Raw genomic sequence first — 22,725 nt, forward strand, 5'->3', positions numbered from 1 at the left:
GCCAAATATTTGTACTGACGAAAGTAGTTTTGTAGTAACCATTAATGCATCTCCGATACTAACATTAATAAATACAAGTTGTAGTACTGATTTATTAACGTACAGTGTGTCATTTTCAGTATCGTCAAATAGTGCTGTAATTACGTCCTCTGCAGGGACTGTTGGTTCTGGCAACATTACAGATATTCCTGTAGGCACAGATATTACAATTACTGCATCAAACTCGGTAAACACATTTTGTGATACTGTTTTAAACGTAACAGCACCAAATTGTGCTTGTATATTTGTAGATGAGCCTATATCACCTAATAACCCGATTGTTTGTGAAGGATCTTCTACACCAAACTTAACTGTTGCTATACCTGGATTACCTGCGGTAGGGAATCAAATTAATTGGTATGATACACCTGTTGGAGGCTCTCTTTTACAATCCAATAGTCTAACATATTTACCAACAGGTACTTTTATTCCGGGAACAACCTATACGTATTATGCTGAAGCAGAAGAATCTGTTACAGGTTGTGTAAGTAGTAGGATTGCTGTAACACTAACTTGGGTTACTAGTATTGTTGCAGAAACGGCTGTAGATGTGTCCATATGTGGTTCATATATTTTGCCGGCATTAAGTCAGAATAACACCTACTATACAGCGTCAGGTGGTCCAAATGGAACAGGCGTTGCGATTTCTGATTTTACAGAAATTACAGCATCATCAACTTTATTTATATATGCCGAAGCTGGTACAAGCCCAAATACGTGTACTGATGAGTCTAGTTTTAATATAATCATACAAGATGGTGCGCAAGCTAATTTGGATATGGTTCCAATTGTTTACCAATTGTGTGACGATGCTTTGGATGGGGATGGAAACACAACTAATGATAGTGTGCAATTTGACTTAATAACACAAAATACTGACATTTTAGATGGTCAAAGTGTAGCTAATTTTAGCGTGACTTATTACCTAAATCAAACCGATGCAAATGCAGGTTTAAATCCATTACCATTGATCTATGAAAATATAAGCAATCCACAAATAATTTATGTGCGTGTCGATAATGATACTATGGCAGATGATGGTTCTGGTACCGGAGCAATGGTGGATACTTCATTATGTTATGATATTGCAACACTAACGCTTCAAGTTAACCCGTTAGCAGATTTTGAGTTAGATGCTACTTATTTATTATGTGTTAATACCAATGGGACAGAAGTAATTAGTTCGCCCATTATTGATACAGGTTTAAATACTACTGACTATACTTTCGAATGGTTGTTAGAAAATGTTACAATTCCTGGAGCCTCTGGGAATACTTTAGAACCATTAGTGGGCGGAAACTACTCTGTGATTGTAACTGATATTAGAACAAGTACAGTAACAGTGTGTGAAGCTTCTGCAACTACTGTAGTTATAGAGAGTGCACCACCAGCAGTAGCTGTTGAAGTATTGACCGAAGCCTTTTCTGATGAACAAAATATTTTTGTGACAACTGTAGGTAATGGGGCTTCAGAATACGAGTTTAGTTTGGATAATGGACCTTGGGAAATAAATGTTCCAAACAATGGAACGTATACTTTTACAGATGTTGGAGCAGGAGATCATATTGTTACTGTAAGAGATCGTAATGGTTGTGGTGAGGCAAGTGCATCAGTATCTATTATTGGATATCCACATGTCTTTACACCAAATGGTGATGGTTATAATGATACTTGGGCTATTTATGGTATCGGAGACCAACCAGATGCTGTTATTTACATTTTTGATAGGTATGGTAAATTATTAAAACAATTTAGTCCAACAAGCTTAGGATGGGATGGGACCTATAACGGAAATCTAATGCCTACAAACGACTATTGGTTTACAATAGACTATATGGGTGCTGATAATAATAGAAAGCAATTTAAAGCACACTTTACGTTAAAACGATAGTGCTTCTAATAAAAGAACAAAGCATAAAAAAGCCTGAACTATTGTTCAGGCTTTTTTTTATGATAAATAGTAAGTGAATTATTATTTAATAGCAATCATACTAATTTCTACATTTACAAATTTTGGTAAGTTAGCGACTTCAACCGTTTCTCTAGCAGGAGCAGTGGCATCATCAAAATAAGTACCATATACTTCATTAATTTGTGCAAAATTATGCATATCACTAATAAATATAGAGGTTTTAATAACGTTTTCAAAAGTCATGTCTGCAGCTTCTAAAACCGCTTTCATGTTTTCCATAACTTGTTTAGTTTCTGTTTTAATATCATCCATGACTAGTTCTCCAGTCTCAGGATGTAAAGCTATCTGTCCTGACGTATATAACGTATTTCCGCTTAAAACAGCTTGGTTGTAAGGACCAATTGGAGCAGGAGCTTTTGATGTAGAAATTATCTTTTTCATTATGTGTGTGTTTAATTTCCGCGTAAGCGAAATAATATAACTATTATAGACCTTCGTCAGGTTTACGACGTTGTTCGTATTTTAAATCTTTTAGGATGCTAGACTTAATTCCAACAAAGAAATTCCAGCTATTATAAGTTCCAAATGGCACCCATGTAAAGTTCATTCTCCAACTTAATAAATCACGTTCGAAACGTAATTGTGTTAAACCAAAACCATTGTTTTTAAAATCATAACTTGAAGATCCTCCAATAGACCATTTAGGAGACAGCTCAATATCCCCTGAAAACATTAAGGAATGTGATGATATCTCGTTTTGTCTTGTGCTATTACCATAGTTTACAGCATAAGCAAATCTTAGGCTCCAAGGTATTTTATTATTGTAAAACTCATCAGACTCTCGTTCTTCTTTTTCCTCATTATATTCAGAGCCTTGCTGCGCAGCAAAATCTTGAGACACACCAAACAAATCATCTGCACGACCACCACTTAACAATCTATCGTCTACAGCATCATTTTGATTGTTCTTACCGCCATCTTTACTACTTAAACTATAACTTAAATTAAGGTTAGCACTTGTTAATCTAAACAAGCTTCCTCCGTTATTTACATTAAAAGTGTTAATTCTTGTATTGTTTGTGTCTAGCGCGTAAGGGTCTAAAGTAGCTCCAAAATTGATACTCATTTTATTGTCAAATAACTGTGTTCCTCCAGTAACTCTAACAGGACTCCATTTTAAAGAATCTCCTGCAACATTATAAGACGTAGAAAAGTTAAGACTATTAAGTAATATTATTTTTTTAGATTCGGTTTTAGTCGAATCTGGATCTCTTACTTTGGCTTCAAAATTATTAGAAAGACCTAATCCTATAGAGCTTGAGAAGGTGTTATTAGGAGCGCCAAAAAGATTGTCTTCAAATCGCGTGTATTCACCTTTTGTAGTTCCGTCTGCATCAATAATCTCAAAATCGTCATAATAATTATCAAAAGCAGGATTAATATTATAACTAATACTTGGTCTAATAACGTGTCTTATGGCTTGCAGTTTTTTTCCTTCTTTGTCTTTATCAAAATTAAACACACCATAAAGTGTTGTTCCGATACTGGTACTAAAATTATAAGTTCTGAAGGCATCAAAACCATTAACGTCTTGAGTTACTATTTCTTCATTGGTAGTATCATAATATTTTTCAACAGTTTTTAAAGTCCAATTTTCTTGAAAAGTTGTACTTGCAGACACACTAAAGTAGTCAAAAACCTTAAAGTTTGTGCTAATAGGAATGCTGTGTTGTGCTCCAATTTGGGCATCATCAAACATACCTGATTTAAAGAAAAGCGAATCTGTAGTGGTGATTCTGTTTTCTGCTTTTACGCTATATTGTAAGTTAATATTTTGAATTGCTCCTTTTTTAACGCCATCTTTTCCTGCAAAGGGATAAATTCTACTTAAACTACCTTGAAAAGTTGGTAGCGTCATACTAATAGATTCCGTTTGAGTATTTTGTGTATGCGTCGCGGTTAAACTCATGTTAGCCTGCGGTTCTCCTTCAAAGGTTTTAGAGTAAGATATAGAAGAAGATAAGGTGTTGTTTTGTGTGTTTGGCAGGTTTAACTGATTTATAGATTGTGTGTAATAATTACTACTACCTAAGTTTACAGATGCTGAAAACCTAGAACTTGGATTGGCTTTACCATCTTGTGCATGCGACCAACGTAAGTTATAAATTGTTGATTTTGCATAATCTGGAAATCCACGCTCACTGGTAATTAAGTTTTCATATCTAAAACCTAAGTTTCCATTGTATTTATATCTAGTAGCATATTTGCTTTCTAATCTTAAACCGTAACTACCATTAGTATAGTAGTCTCCCAAAACTGCTAAATCTACTCTGTCACTTATAGGAAAGTAATATCCTCCATTTTGTAAAAAATAACCTCTGTTACCATCTTCTCCAAAACTAGGAAATAATATACCAGCACGACGTGTTTTTGTCAATGGAAAAAAAGCGAAAGGCAGACCAATGGGAGTAGGGACGTCATAAATAAACAAATTTGTTGGTCCTGTAATTACTTTTTTATTTGGGACTAGTTTTCCTTTTCTAATTAGAAAATAGTATTCTGGATCTTCTAAATTGTCTGATGTGGTAAATTTTGCGTTTTTTAGATAGTAAACGGAGTCATTGACACGCTTAGTAACTTCCGTAATTATACGACCTTGGTCTTGTTCGGTTTGAGAATTGTAAATTAATCCTTTTCTAGTTTCTGTGTTAAACACAATAGAATCAGGCTCAATTACATTAGCACCTTGCTTAAAAGTTGGTCGTTGACTATAAACTCCTGAAGAATCCTTGATCCCTTTGGCGTAAACTAAATCTTTAGTATAATCTATAATAATTAGTCCAGCAGAAATATCCATATCTTCATAAACCACTTGCGCTTCATTATAAAGATACATTTTAGCTTCTTTCTTTTTAAAAGACATATAATCTTTAGCTTTGTAAGAAATGGTACTGCTTAATAAAGGTTTTGGTTTAATAGAATCTGTTACGACACTATCTGTTTCTTTTTTAGATCCTAATAATTGTTCTACGTTAATAGAAGTGGAATCTTTTAGTGTTGTAATGGGCTGTTCTTTTTCTTGAATAGCAGGTATTGACTCACCATCTTTAGGTAAATCCTGCTGTGCAAAGCTAAACGTGTTAATAAACACTGTAAAACTCAAAGTAAAAAGTATATGAAGACTATTTGTACGCAACGCTTTTAAATGTATTTTTGTAAAAGTATGGCTTGGTTTTTGAAAAGACAAAACTACATATATTTTTTTGTGAATGTTTTAATATTCGTTAAAATTTATAAATCATACTAATCGTAATAATAATTGGTTATAACTTATATGCAAACGTACATTTTTAAACTTATAGTGTCCTTTATAATAGTATTAACATTTGGTAGTACTCAAACTATTACTGCGCAATCTAACGACGGTAAATTTGTAGTGGTCTTAGATGCTGGTCATGGAGGAGATGACCCTGGTAATTTAGGTAATGGTCATAAAGAAAAGGATATTGCTTTAAAAATAGTTTTAGAAGTTGGTAAAGCCTTAGAAGGTAAAAAGGATTTTAAAGTTATTTATACTAGAAAAACAGATGTGTTTATTGAGTTGCGCGAGCGTGCAGCTATTGCAAATAGAGCAGATGCAGATTTATTTGTGTCTGTACACTGTAATTCTCACTCGTCTCAAGCATCAGGTACAGAAACGTTTGTTTTAGGAGTCGCTAATACAAAACGTAACTTTGATGTCGCAAAAAAAGAGAACGAAGTTATTTTTTTAGAAAAAGATTATAAGAAAAATTATAAGGGATTTGACCCTAATGCACCAGAGTCATTAATTGGTTTGGCTTTACAACAAGAAGATTATGTAGAGCAGAGTATTAAATTAGCACGATTAATCGAAGATAATTTTATAGACCAATCTAAACGTAAAAGTAGAGGTATCAAACAAGCTAGTCTTTGGGTGTTACACAATACCTATATGCCAAGTGTTTTAGTAGAAGTTGGTTTTTTAACTAATAATGCAGAAGGTAAATTTTTAAATTCTAAAAGCGGACAGTCTAAAATGGCTACCTCTATCTTAAAAGCAGTTAATGCTTATAAAAAATCTTTAGATTTAAATGTTGGTGACAATTATATTGTAGATCCTGTTATTGAGGATACAATTTCTACTGCAAAAAAAACTATAAAAAACACAGTATTTAAAATACAGATAGCAGCTAGTGCTAAGGCTTTAGAGCCTAAAGCCTATAATTTTAAAGGTCTAAAAGAAATATCTAGAGAAAAGCAAGGACGTTTGTATAAGTATTATTATGGCTATACATCAGACTATAATATAGCTCAAAAACTACAAATTGAAGCTAAAAACAAAGGGTATAAAGACGCTTATATTGTTGCACTTAAGGATGGGAAGCAAATTAAACTATCGGAAGCCTTAAAAACCGACTCTAATTAGACCCATTCTTTTGTAATTTATTTCTAATTTTGTTACCAATCTAAATTTAGCATATTGAAACTAACACTTGAAGTTAAAACAGCCATACTAGTTATACTTGGAATAATCTTTTTCATTTTTGGATTTAGTTATTTAAAAGGGAATAACATTTTTGATTCTAACAACACGTATTATACAGAGTTTGATTATAATTCGTTAGCAGTATCTGCACCAGTTACTATTAAAGGTAACAATGTGGGTAAGGTTAAAGAAATTATTTACGATTTTCAAACAGGTAAAACTAGAGTAGCCTTTTCTGTAGATAAGCAATTGCAATTTTCTAAAAATAGTACAATTAGTTTGTTTCAAACAGGACTAATGGGAGGTAATGCTTTGGAGATTATTCCGGCAGAAGATACTCAGATGGCTAAAAACGGAGAATTAATAAAATCATCAGTAAAAGAAGGTTTAGTAACAAGTCTATCTAGTGATTTCTCTCAATTAAGCACAAATTTAGACGGGACTTTAAAAACGGTAGATACCTTAATGGGTAATTTAAACGGTTTGGTTTCAGATCAATCAGGTGATGGTTTAAAAAGTACGTTAGCGGAGTTAAATGCTACTTTAAAATCATACAATGGTTTAGCAAACTCAATAAATTCATTAGTTAAAAAAAATGACCAAAATGTAACAGCAATGGTCGACAACTTTAATAAAACTAGCGTTAATTTAAATCAAATGAGCGAGAAGTTAAATAAAGTGGATATTACTAAAACAGTAGCTGATCTAGAAGCAACATTAGGTAGCGTAAATAGTATGCTTGCGGGTGTTAAAAACGGGGAAGGGTCTATTGGCAAACTATTAAATGACGATAAATTATATTCAAACTTAGAAGGAGCAGCATTACAAATGGAGCAACTTTTAGAGGATATGAAGCTTAATCCTAAACGTTATGTGCATTTTTCTTTATTCGGAAAAAAAGCAAAACGTTATGATGCTGATGGAAACGAAATTAAAGAAGAAAAGAAAAATCAAGACAAAAACTAACTAAACAAACATGGAATACATACCAAATATAATTTTTGCTATCATACTTGCTGCAGGTATCGGTTATTTTGCAAATAATGTCAGAAAACTTGTTAGAAACATAAATTTAGGTAAAGATTTAGATGTCTCTGACAACAAACCACAACGCTGGAAAAACATGGCTTACATTGCTTTAGGGCAAAGTAAAATGGTGAAACGTCCAATAGCGGGAATTTTACATATTGTAGTTTACGTAGGATTTGTTATTATTAATATCGAAGTTTTTGAAATTATAATAGACGGATTATTTGGTACACATAGGATCGGGCATTCAATCTTACCAAGCGCATTATATGGCTTTTTAATTGGTAGTTTTGAAGTTTTAGCATTATTAGTATTAGTCGCAGTTATTGTGTTTTGGATAAGACGTAATGTTATAAAGCTAAAACGTTTCATGAGTTCAGAGATGAAAGGGTGGCCAAAATCAGATGGTAACATTATCCTTTATTTTGAAGTTGTTTTGATGTGCTTGTTTTTAGTAATGAATGCTACAGATACTGTATTTCAAGGATACAATTCAGGAAATGTAATAAGTCAGTTTATAGCACCATTATTTGATGGATTATCAACATCTACATTACATATTATTGAGCGTGCTGCTTGGTGGATGCACATTGTAGGTATTTTAGCTTTCTTAAACTACTTATACTTTTCTAAGCATTTGCACATTTTATTAGCATTTCCAAACACATATTACGGTAAGCTAACTCCAAAAGGACAATTTCCTAATAACCCAACGGTAACCAAGGAAGTTAAAATGATGATGGATCCAGACGCAGATCCGTTTGCAGCAGCGCCTGAAGGAGAAGAAGATGCAGTTCCAGAAAAATTTGGAGCAAGTGATGTACAAGATTTAAGTTGGGTAAACTTACTTAACGCTTACACGTGTACAGAATGTGGACGTTGTACAAGCGAGTGTCCAGCAAACTTGACAGGTAAAAAACTATCACCACGTAAAATAATGATGGATACTAGAGATCGTCTAGTAGAAGTTGGTAAAAATATAGACGCTAACAAAGGGGTGTTTGTGGATGATGGTAAGCAATTATTGGGAGACTATGTTACAGACGAGGAGCTTTGGGCTTGTACAAGTTGTAATGCCTGTGTAGAGGCTTGTCCGGTAAGTATTGATCCTTTAAATATTATCATGCAAATGCGTCAATATTCAGTAATGGAAAAAAGTGCGGCGCCAACAGAGTTAAATAACATGATGACTAATATAGAAAACAATGGTGCACCTTGGCCTTACAACCAAATGGACCGTTTAAACTGGAAAGACGAGTAAAATTATTTGGGCGTTACCACAAGGGTCGCGTTGGAATTTACCCTGAGCGCAGTCGAAGGGTTGTATCTTTTTTTGCCATATATGGCAGCAAAAAAAGGATGCCATTACTACCGCTAACGCATAAAAAACAATGAGTTTTATATACAAAGTACCATCCAAAACAAGATTAATTAGTGGCATTGCCATATTAGTAATAGGACTGTTATCATTCTTTGTTGTTGGCAAATTTGACACAGGAGGTTTGGGAGGTTTTTTAGCGGGCTTTTGTACAACACTAGGATTTGTATTAATTGTAACACGAAACAAAAAAGAATAATTAATTGAAATATAGCGTCTTAACACTACTAATCTTAACTTTTAGCTTAACCAAGCTACAGGCTCAGGATTATAAAAAAGACTCGCTTCAATTTAAAATCATTACTAGTATTAAGTACAAGTCTAGTAATGTAGAACATATCAAATTAAAAAAAGTGCTGTGTGATTTTTGTACAGAAAAACAGACAGAACAATTAGGATTACAAGCATTAAAGTTAGCAGCTTTAGAGCAGGACGATCCAAAAAATAAAATGAAAAACGGTATCAAGATTTTATCTATTTACATCAGGTTATCTAAAATCGATTTTTCAGCAATAAAATAAAACTTAATTATGAGCGAAAAACTTATAGTGCCAACTATGGCAGAAATGATGACCCAAGGAAAAACTCCAGATATTTTATTCTGGGTAGGATCAGCAGGAAGTTATGACGATAGAGCAAAAAAAATAACAAAAGCATTTGTTAAGATATTAAACAAAGCCAATGTTAATTTTGCTGTATTAGGTACAGAAGAAAGTGCTACAGGAGATTTAGCTAAACGTGCAGGAAACGAGTTTTTGTTTCAAATGCAAGCGTTTATGAATATTGAGGTGTTAAACGCATACGAGGTAAAACGTATTGTAACATGCGATCCGCACTCATATAATTGTTTAAAAAACGAATATCCAGAATTGGGTGGTAATTACGAAGTCTTACACCACACACAATTTATTAAGCAGTTAATAGACTCTAAAGTTATTCAAATAGAGAACAGTACATTTAGTGGTAAACGTATTACATTTCACGATCCTTGTTATTTAGGACGTGCAAACTCAGAGTATTTAGCACCAAGAGATGTATTATCCGTTTTAAATGCTAATCTAATAGAGATGAAGCGTAGTAAATCTACAGCATTATGTTGTGGAGCAGGAGGTGCGCAAATGTTTAAAGAGCCAGAAAAAGGAAACAAAGACATAAATGAGCTTAGAACGGAAGACGCTCTAGAAACAAAACCAGATATTATCGCAACTGGTTGTCCATATTGTATGACTATGATGTCCGATGGTGTAAAAGTCAAAGAAAAGGAAAACGAAATACAAGTAATGGATATTGCGGAGCTTATCGCTAGCGCACAAAACCTATAGTAAAATATGAAAAAGTATATTTTATCAGGCTTAATATCAGGGTTAGTATTTGCTTTAATTATGGCTGGTTGGGACTATTATAAAGAGTTGCCATTTTCTGTCATTAAATTTATAGCACATTTAGTTTTATTTGCAGCGCTTAACGGGTATTTAACGTATAGAAGAGATCACAAAAAATTGAATAAATAATAAGTATAGACTAACTAATACGCATTTAGTAGTAGTTAACAACTCAGTAATAATGGCAAACGATATATTTCTTTTAAACATTTCAGGACAGGATAAGCCAGGATTAACATCAAGTTTAACTAATGTATTAGCCAATTATGGCGCTAAGGTTTTAGATATTGGACAAGCCAATATACATGATACACTATCCTTAGGTTTTTTGTTTGAGATAGAGTCCGGAAATAACTCGGCTGCAGTATTAAAAGATTTATTGTTTAAGGCGTATGAGCTTGGTGTTAAAGCTAAGTTTACACCAATTTCTTTAGACGATTATGAAAACTGGGTTAGTTTACAAGGTAAAGACAGATACATTGTGACTATTTTGGGAGATAAGTTAACTGCCGAGCAAATATCGGAAGTCACTAAGTTTATTTCTGATAAAAACTTAAATATTGATGCCATTAAACGTTTAACCGGTCGTACGTCTTTAGTGCAGGAAGCCGAATATCCTAGAGCATCCATTCAGTTGTCTATTAGAGGTAAAATAGAAAGTAAGTCTGAATTTACAGAAAAATTCATGCAAATTTCTCATGATTTAGATGTAGATATTGCATTTCAGGAAGATAATATTTATAGACGTAATAGACGTTTGGTTTGTTTTGATATGGATTCAACACTTATTCAAGCAGAAGTTATTGATAAATTAGCAGAATTAGCAGGTGTTGGTGATGAAGTAAAAGCAATTACGGAATCAGCAATGCAAGGAGAAATAGATTTTAATGAAAGTTTTATACAACGTATGAGACTATTAAAAGGATTAAGTGAAGATGTCTTACATGACGTTGCCATTAATCTACCAATAACTAAAGGGGCAAGACGTTTAATTGATACTTTAAAAAAGTACGGTTTTAAAACCGCTATTTTATCAGGAGGTTTTACCTATTTTGGACACTATCTACAAAAAGAATTGGGTATGGATTATGTCTATGCTAATCAATTAGAAATTAAAGATGGCGTTCTAACTGGCGGTTATCTTGGAGATATTGTAGATGGTAATAAAAAGGCGGAATACCTTAAAGAAATAGCAGAAAAAGAAGGGATTGATATCAGTCAAACCATAGCAGTTGGAGATGGAGCAAATGACTTGCCAATGCTTAATTTAGCAGGGTTAGGAATTGCATTTCATGCCAAGCCAAAAGTAAAAAACAATGCCCAAAGTGCCATTTCTAGCATAGGATTAGATGGTGTCTTGTATTTATTAGGGTATCACGATAGACATATAGATTTAATAGAATAACAACAATATAATGCTAGTAGATTTTAACACATTACCAGAAACTTCAAGAGTTTGGATTTACCAAGCTAACCGTTCTTTTTCAGATACAGAATTAGAAGATATTAAGTCTAAATTAGATGTTTTTATAGAAAGTTGGACAGCACATGGTGCTGACTTAAAATCTGGTTATGACATCAGATATAAGCGATTTATTATTTTCGCTTTAGATCAAGAACTAAATCAAGCTACGGGTTGTAGTATTGATGCTTCTGTTGTTTTTATTCAACAATTAGAAAAAGAATATGACGTTGATTTATTAGATAAAATGAATGTATCTTATAAGCAAGGCGAATTTGTAGCACATAAAACGTTGACAGATTTTAGAAAAATGGCGAAGCAAAAAGCAGTTTCTAAAAACACAATTGTGTTTAACAACTTAGTAACAAATATTGAAGAGCTTAACGAAAGTTGGGAAGTCCCTGCAAGCGAGAGTTGGCACAATCGTTTTTTGAATTAAAATTGTTCAAAAAACGGTTATAATTCTATCACAAAGTCCTTTATTAATAATCTTAAAAGTACTAATTTGGCATAGTTTTTAGTGGTATATTAATGTACCACTTAAAAAGTCAAATTTAGTATATGCAATATTTAAAAGCCCTCATCTTATTTTTAGTGTTTTCTAGCGTTTTACACGCGCAAGACACCCCTGACCCTTTATTGGATAAAGATCCAATCGCCCAGAAACAGTGGGTTGATGATTTATATGACACCATGACTTTAGAAGAGAAAATTGGACAGTTATATATGATTCAGGTTTTTTCTAATCAAACAGAAATAGAAAAAAGTAATGTTCTTAATTTAATTAAGAACAATAAAATTGGAGGCGTTATTTATTCTAAAGGAGGTCCTGTTAGACAAGCAAAACTTAATAACGAACTTCAAGCTGCTTCAAAAGTGCCATTATTAGTTGGTATTGATGCGGAATGGGGTTTGAGTATGCGTTTAGATTCTACTTATGCTTTTCCTTGGAATATGACTTTGGGTGCCATTCAGAACAATCAATTAATTGAGCAAACAGGTCGCCAATTAGGAGAGCATTGCAAACGTATTGGTGTACATTTTAATTTTGCACCAGTTGTAGATATTAATACAAATCCAAATAATCCTATTATTGGAAACCGTTCTTTTGGAGAGGACAGAGATAATGTTACCGAAAAAGCTTTAGCCTTCATGAAAGGAATGCAAAACGCTGGTGTATTAGCTAATGCTAAGCATTTCCCGGGTCATGGCGATACAGATTCAGATTCTCATAAAACATTACCAACAGTTACATTTGACGAAAAACGTATTGATTCTGTAGAGTTGTATCCGTACAGAAGGTTAATCAAAGAAGGCTTATCAAGCGTTATGGTTGCTCACCTTAATATTCCTAGTTTAGAGCCTAGAGATGGTTATCCATCAACACTATCAGAAAACATAGTAACTAATATATTAAAGCAACGTTTAGGCTTTAAAGGTCTAATATTCACGGATGCATTGACCATGAAAGGTGCTTCAAATTTTAGTGCATTTGGAGATATTGATTTAGCAGCTTTTCAAGCGGGTAATGATGTGATGCTAATGTCGGGAGATGTTCCAACTGCTATTGCTAAATTTATTGAAGCTTATAATAATCAGGATATTTCAGAAGCACGTTTAGCGCATTCAGTTAAAAAAATACTTAAAGCAAAATATAAAGTAGGTTTAAATAATTATAGACCTGTTAGTCCATACCACCTTGTATCTGATTTAAATAGAATTAAAGATGATGCATTGTATGAGATGCTAATGGAAAATGCCATTACAATTGCAAGAGATACAACTAATCAATTACCACTTAGAAATCTTGAGACTAAAAAAATAGCTTATGTAAAGCTTGGTAGTGCGGATGGCTCTTATTTTGTAGATGAGCTTAAAAAGTACACTAAAGTACATGAAGTGTCCTCTGACAATTTAGACGAATTGATTGTTAAATTACAGAACTATAATACGGTAATAGTAGGGTTTCATAAGTCTAATGCTAGTCCTTGGAAAAGTTATAAGTTTTCAAATAAAGAATTAGTGTGGTTGCAGGAAATAGCTAGAACTAATAATGTTATTTTAGATGTTTTTGCTAAACCTTATGCGCTTTTAGATTTAAAGTCAGTTACTAATATAGAAAGTGTAGTAGTTAGTTATCAAAATAGTAAAATCTCTCAAGAAAAATCGGCTCAGCTAATTTTCGGAGCTATAGCCGCTCGAGGTAAATTACCTGTTTCGGCTGGACCATATTTTAAAGTAGGAGAAGGGAAACAAGAAAACTCTTTAGAGCGTTTAGGATATAGTATTCCAGAACGTGTTGGTATGTCTAGTTATGCTTTAAAAAAGATTGACTCTATAGCTAATCACGCTGTTAATGGTAAAATGACACCTGGTATACAGTTGATAATAGCTAGAAAAGGAAAAGTAATTTATAACAAAAATTTTGGTAAACATACTTACGAAGGGTCGGAGCAAGTAAAACCAGATGATATTTATGATATCGCTTCTTTAACTAAAATTGTAGCAACTTTACCATTGTTAATGGAGTTAGAAGAACAAGGTATTGTGTCTTTAGATACTAAGCTTTCTGAAATTATACCATTGTATAAAAATTCTAATAAAAAGAATATCACTTTAAAAAAAATGTTGTCGCATTACGCACAATTAAAACCGTGGATTCCATTTTATTTCGCAACATTAGATCCTGACACTAAACAACCTTCGACAAAATATTATAGAAAAGTTAAGTCTCAGGGTTTTTCTATTAAAGTCTCTCCAGAATTGTATTTAAGAGACAACTATAAAGATTCTATTAATACTAGAATTAAAGATACTGATTTATTAACGCGATTAAAATATAGATATAGTGATTTACCTTACTATATTTTAAAACAATACATAGAGTCGCACTATGATAAACGTTTAGACGAGTTGACTGCAGACCATTTTTACAAATCTTTAGGTGCTAATAACACGATGTACAATCCATATAATAAAGTTAGTAATAGTCGTATTGTCCCAACTGAAATAGATGACTATTACAGATATCAAAAAGTACAAGGTTACGTGCATGATATGGGTGCGGCTATGCAAGACGGTGTAGGAGGTCACGCAGGTGTTTTTAGTAATGCTAATGATATTGCTAAGATTATGCAATTGTATTTACAAAAAGGAACTTACGGTGGGATTCGCTATTTTAAACCTGAGACGTTAGATAAATTTAATACGTGTTATTATTGCGAAAGTAATAATAGGAGAGGGATTGGGTTTGATAAACCTCAATTAGGAGATGCTGGCCCAACTTGTGGTTGTGTAAGTATGACTAGTTTTGGACATTCAGGATTTACAGGGACCTATGCTTGGGCAGATCCAGAACAAGAAATTGTATATGTTTTTATGGCTAATAGAACGTATCCATCTTCAAAAGGTCCTAATACACTATTAAGACAAGATATTAGAACCAATATCCAAGCAGCCATTTACGATGCAATTATAGATTAAATTGTAAAGTTTTTAAAAATAATCAGACCAAGTATTAAACCATAGATATTACATGAAAATAGGTATTGTTTGTTATCCAACATTTGGAGGAAGTGGCGTAGTAGCAACAGAGTTAGGTTTAGAGTTATCAAAACGTGGTCATGAGATTCACTTTATTACTTATAATCAACCTGTAAGACTAGAATTGTTAGGTAACAATGTGCATTTTCATGAAGTAAATGTACCAGAATACCCTTTGTTTCATTACCAACCTTATGAGTTAGCTTTATCTAGTAAACTTGTGGATATGGTAAAACTGCATGGCATTGAAGTTTTACACGTACATTATGCAATTCCGCACGCATACGCAGCCTATATGGCTCAAAAAATGCTTAGAGAAGATAATATATATGTGCCAATAGTAACGACTTTACACGGTACGGATATTACTTTAGTGGGGAGTCATCCATTCTATAAACCAGCAGTAACATTTAGTATAAATAAATCAGATGCTGTTACAGCGGTGTCTCAAAGCTTAAAAGACGATACGTTACGTTTATTTGATATTAAAAATGATATTCATGTAGTGACTAACTTTATAGATATTACAAAGTTTAGTAATGGATTTACAGATTGTCAACGTGGCATGATGGCAAATGAAGACGAAAAGATTATTACTCACATTAGTAATATGAGAGAAGTAAAGCGCATACCTGATGTTATTAATATTTTTAACAAAATTCAGAAAAAAATTCCTGCAAAATTAATGATGGTTGGAGAAGGTCCAGAAAGGGAACCGGCCGAACGTTTATGTGAACAATTGGGAATTATGGATAAAGTAGTCTTTTTTGGTAATAGTAATGAGATAGACAGAATACTATGTTTTTCAGATTTATTTTTATTGCCAAGTAAAACGGAAAGTTTTGGATTATCTGCTTTAGAAGCTATGGCATCAGGTGTTCCGGTTATATCCAGTAATACAGGAGGGATTCCAGAAGTGAATAAAGAAGGTTTTTCTGGTTATTTAAGTGATGTGGGAGATGTAGAAAGTATGAGTGAAAATGCAATTAAAATCTTGGAAGATGATGCAATATTAAATCAATTTAAAATAAATGCTAAGGAGCAAGCTAAAACATTTGATATTCATCAAATTGTTCCGCAGTACGAAGCAATATATCAAGAGACCTTAAATAAATGTAAAATATTAAATTAAGAACATAAAAAAACCACCTAAAATAGGTGGTTTTTATTTATAATATTTTAAACTAGAATCTATAGCGAATTCCTAAAGCGATATCAAAATCTAAATCATCATTTCTGTAAGCCTTGTCTCCAAAACCAATTTCAGGTCTAAAATCTAAAGATAATTGTAATGGAATATCAAAATTATATTCAATTCCAATATCTCCAGCAGCAAAAACAAATGTTTCGCTATCATCAAAACCATTAGGTACATTATCAAAACTGTAAGAAGCAACACCTCCACCAACTCCGGCGTACCAGTTAAAGTCTCCATCTAAAACCCAAACCCATTGGTATAAGCCTGCAAGCTTAAAACCATCATAATTATTACCGCTTCTTAAACCTAAATCTAATTCTAAACGGTTATTATCACCTAACCCTCTTTGATAAGATATTTCTGCTCCAAAACCATCGCTATCTCCTAAACGAAGACCAATAGCATTTTCAGAAATATCTTGGGCATAAGTAAATGTTGCAAATCCAAAGACAGCAATAGCAAATAAAAGTTGTTTTTTCATGTTAATTTATTTATTAGTTAATGTATATACGTTAAAAATTAGTGCTTAGATGTCTCGTTATAAATACTAGGCGAATGTAAACTAATTCTTCGGTTTTAAAATTTATATTTTTAATAAAAAAAAAGGTTGGAAACATATGTTTACCAACCTTTTTCAACTTAAACTAACTAACTATTTTGTAGTTCTATTTTTCAATAGAAACATCAATTCTTCTGTTTTTTGCTCTTCCTTCAGCAGTACCGTTATCAGCAATCGGATCAGCAGATCCCATTCCTTTTGTATTAATACGAGAAGTAGCAACACCCATTTCAACTAATTTATTTTTTACTGAAAGTGCTCTGCTAGCAGATAATTTGTTATTTCCTGCTACAGATCCTGTGTTATCAGTATGACCTCTAAATAAAATCTTTACTTCAGGATACGCTTTCATTATAGCAGCAACGTTTTCAATTTGATTCATAGAATTTGCATCTAAAGAAGAAGATCCAGTGTTAAAGTATAATCTATCAAAAGCATAGTACTTTCCAGCTTCAAACTTTCCGTCTTTGATATAACTTAGGAAGTTATCTTCAAATCCACCTTCTGGAATGTTTAATTTTGTTCCGTTTGGTAAATCAGAGCTAAAAAAGTTTCCGATAGCTTCACCAAAAGCATTAACTACATTACCTGAAGCATCTACAATACCACCTGCAACATTACCTATCGCTTTTCCTGTAGCATCTACTGCATTACCTGCAGCGTCAACAGTTTTGTTTATTACATTACCTGCAGCGTCAACTGTATTACCGATAGCGTTACCAGTTGCATCTACAGCATTTCCTGCAGCGTCTACTGTTTTGTTTACGGCGTTACCTGCAGCATCTACAGCAGAATTTGCTGTGTTTGAAATAGCGCCTGTCGTTTCGTTTGCAGCATTTTTTACATTATCTAATATAGACTTATCACTATCACAACCTTTTACTAAAAAGAATGCTAGTAACAATCCAATAATTCCAATTGCCCAAGGTAAAATCTTTTTAATTAAAGATCCTCCAGCTTTTCCTGCGCTTCCTGCTAAACCTGCAGCAGCACCCCCTATTTTACCAACACCATCAATAGCGCCTTTTCCAACGTTACCTGCAACACCTGCAGCAGCACCACCTATTTTTCCAACACCATCAACAGCACCTTTTCCAAGGTTACCAGCAACACCTGCAGCTCCACCTATTATTTTTCCTGCACCATCAACAGCACCTTTTCCAACATTACCAGCAACATCTGCAGCACCACCAACTAGTTTACCAGCACCATCTAAAGCAGCTTTTCCTGTATCACCAGCAAAACCTAAAGCACCACCAGCTAAACTTCCTAATTTATCAGAAATTCCAGAAAAAGAACTTAAATCTAACAAAGAAGCTAATCCAGCAGGAGCAAACTTGTCTAAAAAGCTACCTTGTCCAGATAACATTCCAACAAAACTTCCTAAATCCATTCCTGAAGATTTTTGTTTTCCTAAAACACCGCCTAAAACAGATCCAGCAACACTTAATATAGATGAAGACGAATCTTTACCCATTCCTGATACAGAACTTACTAAATCAATAACTCCAGAAGCTTTATCTCCTAATATATTTTTCACAAAATCTAACCCTTTATTTAAAAAACCATCAGATTTTTCACCGCCTGCACCTAATGCATTTGATAAATTACCCATTTCGGCACCATCACCTAACATGTTAAAAATTGAAGCAGCACCTTCCGTTGTAGAGGCTTTATCCATAATACCACCTAATAATGCAGGTGCAGCAGCCATAAGCCCTTTTTGTATTGTTTCTGTTTTCTCTCCTCCAACTAAGTTAGATACATTACTAAGTACGTTGTCTGATAATTGTTCTTTGAATAAGTTTAATAGATTTGTTGACATTTATTTTGTTTTATGTTAATTGTTAATAATACAAATGTAATTATCTAACTATCTTTCCTATTTTTGAGAGCATACTAAATGTTTCATATCGTTAAAACACTTATTTTACCGATGAAATACGTAAAATGTTGATTTTTTTGTAATTTTTAAAGGGTAATATGGATTTAAACAAGTTGAAAAACAGTTTATTAGGAGAATTGTATCATGATGATTTAACAAAATCCATTTATGCAACAGATGCTTCTGTTTATAGAATGCTGCCTTTAGCGGTTGCTTACCCTAAAAATAAAGAGGATATAAAACAACTTATAACTTTTGCTAAACAAAACAATACATCTTTAATACCAAGAACAGCAGGAACATCTTTAGCAGGACAATGTGTAGGTACAGGAATTGTAGTGGATGTGTCTAAGCATTTTACAGACATCCTATCTATAGACTTAAATAATAAGACAGTTACTGTACAACCTGGAGTGGTTAGAGATCAATTAAATAACTACCTTAAATCTCATGGTTTGTTTTTTGGTCCCAATACCTCTACATCTAACCGATGCATGATTGGCGGTATGGTTGGTAATAACTCATCAGGTACAACTTCCATAAAGTATGGCGTAACAAGAGATAAGGTTATTGCGTTACAAACCATATTAAGCGATGGAAGTGAAGCGGAATTTAAAAGTTTTTCTAAAGACGAATTTAAACAGAAATTGACATTAAACACTTTAGAAGGTCAAATCTATAATCAAATACAAAACGATGTTTTTACTGAAGACGCTAAGGCTGAAATTTTAAAACATTTTCCTAAGCCCGAAATACATAGAAGAAACACTGGGTATGCTTTGGATAAGATTTTAAATTCTGAAGATATTAACCTTTGTAACTTATTAACAGGAAGCGAGGGTACATTAGCATTTACAACACAAATAACATTAAAACTAGACGATTTACCTCTTGAAAATAGAGTAATGGTTGCATTGCATTTTAAAACTATTGAAGACTGTTTAAATGCTGTAAATCCAGTAATGGAGCATGATTTGTATACTTGCGAAATGATGGACAAAACCATTTTAGATTTAACAAGGCACAATAAAACGCAACAAGACAATCGCTATTTTATACAAGGAGATCCGGAAGCTATTTTAATGTGTGAAGTTAGGGGTGTTAGTCTTGAGGATGCTACGTTAAAGGCTGAAAATTTGATTTTCTCTGCAAAAAATAACACCAAAAGCTATGCTAACCCTATATTAATTGAAGATCAAATAGATAAAGCTAATAATTTAAGGAGCGCTGGCTTAGGATTGTTAGGTAACATGATTGGTGATAAAAAAGCAGTGGCCTGTATTGAAGATACAGCTGTGGCATTGCCAGATTTAGCAAATTACATTTCTGATTTTACGGCTTTAATGAAAGGGTACAATCAAAAAGCGGTCTACTATGCGCATGCAGGAGCAGGAGAGTTGCATTTGCGTCCTATTTTAGATTTAAAAAAGAAAGAAGATGTTAAGTTGTTCCGACAAATCACAACTGATGTTGCGCTTTTAGTTAAAAAATATAAGGGCTCTTTTAGTGGAGAGCATGGTGATGGTATTGTTAGAGGGGAATTTGTAGAATTAATGATTGGTGATAAAAACTATCAATTATTAAAACGTATTAAGTCTTCTTTTGATCCAAACAACATATTTAATCCTGGGAAAATAGTAGATGCGTTTCCAATGGATAAAAATTTACGTTATCAAACAGATAGCGTAGCGCCAGAAATTAAGACCATATTAGATTTTTCTAAATCGGAAGGTATCTTGCGTGAAGCAGAAAAATGTAATGGCTCTGGTGACTGTAGAAAGCTTCCAGAATTTGGAGGTACAATGTGTCCTAGTTATCGCGCAACAAAAAATGAAAAAGATACGACAAGAGCAAGAGCAAATGCGTTAAGAGAATACTTGACAAATTCAGAGAAAGCAAACAAGTTTAATCATGAAGAATTGAAGTCGGTTTTTGATTTATGCTTAAGTTGTAAAGCATGTTCTAGTGAGTGTCCAAGTAGTGTAGATGTTGCTAGTTTAAAAGCTGAATTTTTATATCAATATCAGAAAGAAAACGGAACATCTTTAAGAACAAAACTCTTTGCTTACAATGATAAGTTAAATCATTTAGGGAGACGCTTTAAGGGAGTTACAAATTTTATGTTTTCTAATACTGTAACATCATCTTTGATTAAAAAAAGTATTGGTGTTGCACCTAAAAGAAGTTTGCCTTTATTATCAAGTAAAACTTTAAGTAAGGAGTATCAATTAATTAAAAAAGAATTAGTTAGTGAAAGTTATATTAAAACAGTGTATTTGTTTAATGATGAATTTATTAATCAATTAGATTCTGAAATAGGGAAGGATGCGATACAATTATTAATAGGCTTAAACTACAATGTAAAGCTTGTTGATAATGTAGAATCTGGTCGTGCATTTATGTCTAAAGGACTATTAGAACAGGCTAAAAAAGTGGGCGATAAAAATGTGTCAATTTTTAAAGATTTAGTTTCAGAAAACACGCCTTTAATAGGTGTTGAGCCTTCTGCTATTTTATCCTTTAAAGATGAATACCCAAGATTGGTCGACGACAAAATTTCCGCGAAAGCGATAGCAGAACACACGTATTTAATTGAAGCTTTTTTATCTAACGAAATAGCATTAGGAAACATAACTTCGGCACAGTTTTCTGAGGAGGTTAAAACAATTAAATTTCATGGGCATTGCCATCAAAAAGCACAGTCTAGTCAAATTTACAGTTTTAACGTCTTGAATCTTCCTAAAAACTATAAAGTAACATTAATACCCAGTGGGTGTTGTGGTATGGCGGGAAGTTTTGGTTACGAAAAAGAGCATTACGAAGTTAGTATGCAAGTAGGAGAACAAACCTTGTTTCCAGCTGTAAGAAAAGCCCCAATGACTACAGTTATAAGTGCTAATGGGACCAGTTGTAGGCATCAAATAAAAGATGGAACACAACGCGTAGCATTACATCCAATAACTATTTTAAAGCAGGCGTTGTTGTAATTATTGTGTAACACTATAACTAATTAATGTTTGATTATTTAGTACAGATAAACTTGTTGGTAATTGACTTAAATCGACACCAATACCTTCTAAGATACTTACAGTATTAGCATTTAATGTGTAACCGCTAGTCGCTTCTGCTTTTACAAGTCCTATATCTTCTGCGTAATAACTATTTACTGATAATACAGGAGTTGTGTCATCTAATATGGGAATGGTTTGGGTAATACCAAAAGTAACTTCTGTTGTTACAGATAGTGTTAAACTTATATTAGCTGAAGTAATAGTATTGTAAGTCGTGTTATCCACCGTTAACGTTTCTAAGTTAGCTAATTGCGTGCTTGATAGTGTGTAATTAATGGTTATTGGGTATCCTTCAAAATCTTGAGTAAATACTCCTGATTGTGTTGATAATAGCTCACCATTAGTGGCTTGTGTATTATAAAGTAAGGCATTTTCTAGTTCAATTTGTAAATCAAAACCATCTATTGGTAATTCTACAGTACCGTTTGAGATTAATGTTGTTTCTGTGTGGGTTAATGCACCGCTTGTTAAAATTCCACTCATGATACCATTTGGAATGCCATTTTGATTTACACTTAATGAAAATCCTGTATTTGTTTGGCTTTCTACTTCTATAAAATCTGTGCTAATTACAGTTTGGTTAGTGTCGTTATCTGTGTTTTGCACCTCATAATTCCAAGTGTTACCCATGTTTAAAGGGAAGAAATCACCAGTAAATTGTTGTTGAGTTAAACCATTATTATCATCTAAGTCAGAACTAGAACAGTTGAAAATAACGGTACAAATAGCAAAAAGCAGAGTAAGTTTTAATGGCTTCATT

The 22,725-nt window shown here is 33.1% G+C and carries 18 protein-coding genes; 13 read left to right on the forward strand and 5 right to left on the reverse strand.

Features of this window, described 5'->3' with window-relative positions; genetic code table 11:
• Positions 1–1,930: T9SS type B sorting domain-containing protein (locus CXF54_RS15885; protein WP_232782615.1), on the forward strand; the 1,930-nt coding region annotated here is incomplete at its 5' end.
• Positions 1,931–2,011: 81 nt separating this feature from the next.
• On the opposite strand, the gene CXF54_RS12490 is transcribed toward CXF54_RS15885, so the two are convergent.
• Positions 2,012–2,392, reverse strand: a complete 381-nt coding sequence (locus CXF54_RS12490; protein ID WP_101203811.1) for a RidA family protein — start codon at positions 2,390–2,392, stop codon at positions 2,012–2,014.
• Positions 2,393–2,435: 43 nt separating this feature from the next.
• Positions 2,436–5,198 (reverse strand): putative LPS assembly protein LptD, encoded by a 2,763-nt coding sequence (locus tag CXF54_RS12495; protein WP_101203812.1) that lies wholly within the window; start codon positions 5,196–5,198, stop codon positions 2,436–2,438.
• Between the two features lie 87 nt (positions 5,199–5,285).
• On the opposite strand from CXF54_RS12495, the gene CXF54_RS12500 reads away from it, so the two are divergent.
• The 11 genes from CXF54_RS12500 (at position 5,286) to bshA (ending at position 16,384) form a co-directional block, all read left to right on the forward strand.
• The gene (locus tag CXF54_RS12500; protein ID WP_090840674.1) at positions 5,286–6,398 is read left to right on the forward strand and encodes an N-acetylmuramoyl-L-alanine amidase; all 1,113 of its coding nucleotides are present in this window, start codon (positions 5,286–5,288) and stop codon (positions 6,396–6,398) included.
• A 54-nt stretch (positions 6,399–6,452) separates the two neighbouring features.
• Complete coding sequence (locus tag CXF54_RS12505) at positions 6,453–7,424, forward strand: MlaD family protein (protein WP_101203813.1); 972 nt, start codon at positions 6,453–6,455, stop codon at positions 7,422–7,424.
• A 10-nt stretch (positions 7,425–7,434) separates the two neighbouring features.
• Positions 7,435–8,748: a 4Fe-4S dicluster domain-containing protein gene (locus tag CXF54_RS12510; RefSeq protein ID WP_101203814.1), complete on the forward strand. Its 1,314-nt coding sequence runs from the start codon at positions 7,435–7,437 to the stop codon at positions 8,746–8,748.
• A gap of 130 nt (positions 8,749–8,878) precedes the next feature.
• Positions 8,879–9,064, forward strand: a complete 186-nt coding sequence (locus tag CXF54_RS12515; RefSeq protein ID WP_101203815.1) for a hypothetical protein — start codon at positions 8,879–8,881, stop codon at positions 9,062–9,064.
• Positions 9,065–9,068: 4 nt separating this feature from the next.
• Positions 9,069–9,386, forward strand: coding sequence for a hypothetical protein (locus CXF54_RS12520; RefSeq protein ID WP_232782616.1), 318 nt, complete (start codon positions 9,069–9,071; stop codon positions 9,384–9,386).
• A 9-nt stretch (positions 9,387–9,395) separates the two neighbouring features.
• Positions 9,396–10,187, forward strand: a complete 792-nt coding sequence (locus tag CXF54_RS12525) for a (Fe-S)-binding protein (RefSeq protein WP_090840683.1) — start codon at positions 9,396–9,398, stop codon at positions 10,185–10,187.
• A 6-nt stretch (positions 10,188–10,193) separates the two neighbouring features.
• Entirely contained in the window at positions 10,194–10,376 is a 183-nt protein-coding gene (locus CXF54_RS12530; protein WP_090840685.1) for a hypothetical protein, read from the forward strand.
• 52 nt (positions 10,377–10,428) lie between these two features.
• Positions 10,429–11,652: a phosphoserine phosphatase SerB gene (serB, locus tag CXF54_RS12535; protein ID WP_090840687.1), complete on the forward strand. Its 1,224-nt coding sequence runs from the start codon at positions 10,429–10,431 to the stop codon at positions 11,650–11,652.
• A 10-nt stretch (positions 11,653–11,662) separates the two neighbouring features.
• Positions 11,663–12,148, forward strand: coding sequence for an ABC transporter ATPase (locus CXF54_RS12540; protein WP_101203816.1), 486 nt, complete (start codon positions 11,663–11,665; stop codon positions 12,146–12,148).
• Between the two features lie 122 nt (positions 12,149–12,270).
• Positions 12,271–15,192 carry a glycoside hydrolase family 3 N-terminal domain-containing protein gene (locus CXF54_RS12545; protein WP_101203817.1) on the forward strand — a complete coding sequence of 974 codons (2,922 nt, stop codon included), beginning with the start codon at positions 12,271–12,273 and terminating at the stop codon, positions 15,190–15,192.
• 52 nt (positions 15,193–15,244) lie between these two features.
• A complete protein-coding gene (gene bshA, locus CXF54_RS12550) occupies positions 15,245–16,384 on the forward strand; it encodes an N-acetyl-alpha-D-glucosaminyl L-malate synthase BshA (protein ID WP_090840693.1) in 1,140 nt (379 codons plus the stop codon).
• A 52-nt stretch (positions 16,385–16,436) separates the two neighbouring features.
• On the opposite strand, the gene CXF54_RS12555 is transcribed toward bshA, so the two are convergent.
• Together CXF54_RS12555 and CXF54_RS15905 are read right to left on the reverse strand one after the other, a co-directional pair.
• A complete protein-coding gene (locus tag CXF54_RS12555; protein ID WP_101203818.1) occupies positions 16,437–16,931 on the reverse strand; it encodes a hypothetical protein in 495 nt (164 codons plus the stop codon).
• A 184-nt stretch (positions 16,932–17,115) separates the two neighbouring features.
• Entirely contained in the window at positions 17,116–18,834 is a 1,719-nt protein-coding gene (locus CXF54_RS15905) for an OmpA family protein (protein ID WP_101203819.1), read from the reverse strand.
• Positions 18,835–18,992: 158 nt separating this feature from the next.
• Between CXF54_RS15905 and CXF54_RS12565 the strand changes: the two genes are divergently transcribed.
• A complete protein-coding gene (locus CXF54_RS12565; RefSeq protein WP_101203820.1) occupies positions 18,993–21,881 on the forward strand; it encodes an FAD-binding and (Fe-S)-binding domain-containing protein in 2,889 nt (962 codons plus the stop codon).
• Here the strand turns inward: CXF54_RS12565 and CXF54_RS12570 are convergent, their stop codons facing one another.
• Complete coding sequence (locus CXF54_RS12570; protein ID WP_101203821.1) at positions 21,882–22,724, reverse strand: hypothetical protein; 843 nt, start codon at positions 22,722–22,724, stop codon at positions 21,882–21,884.
• Position 22,725: the final 1 nt, after the last annotated feature.

This window comes from Olleya sp. 1-3, assembly GCF_002836085.1.
GTDB lineage: Bacteria > Bacteroidota > Bacteroidia > Flavobacteriales > Flavobacteriaceae > Olleya > Olleya namhaensis.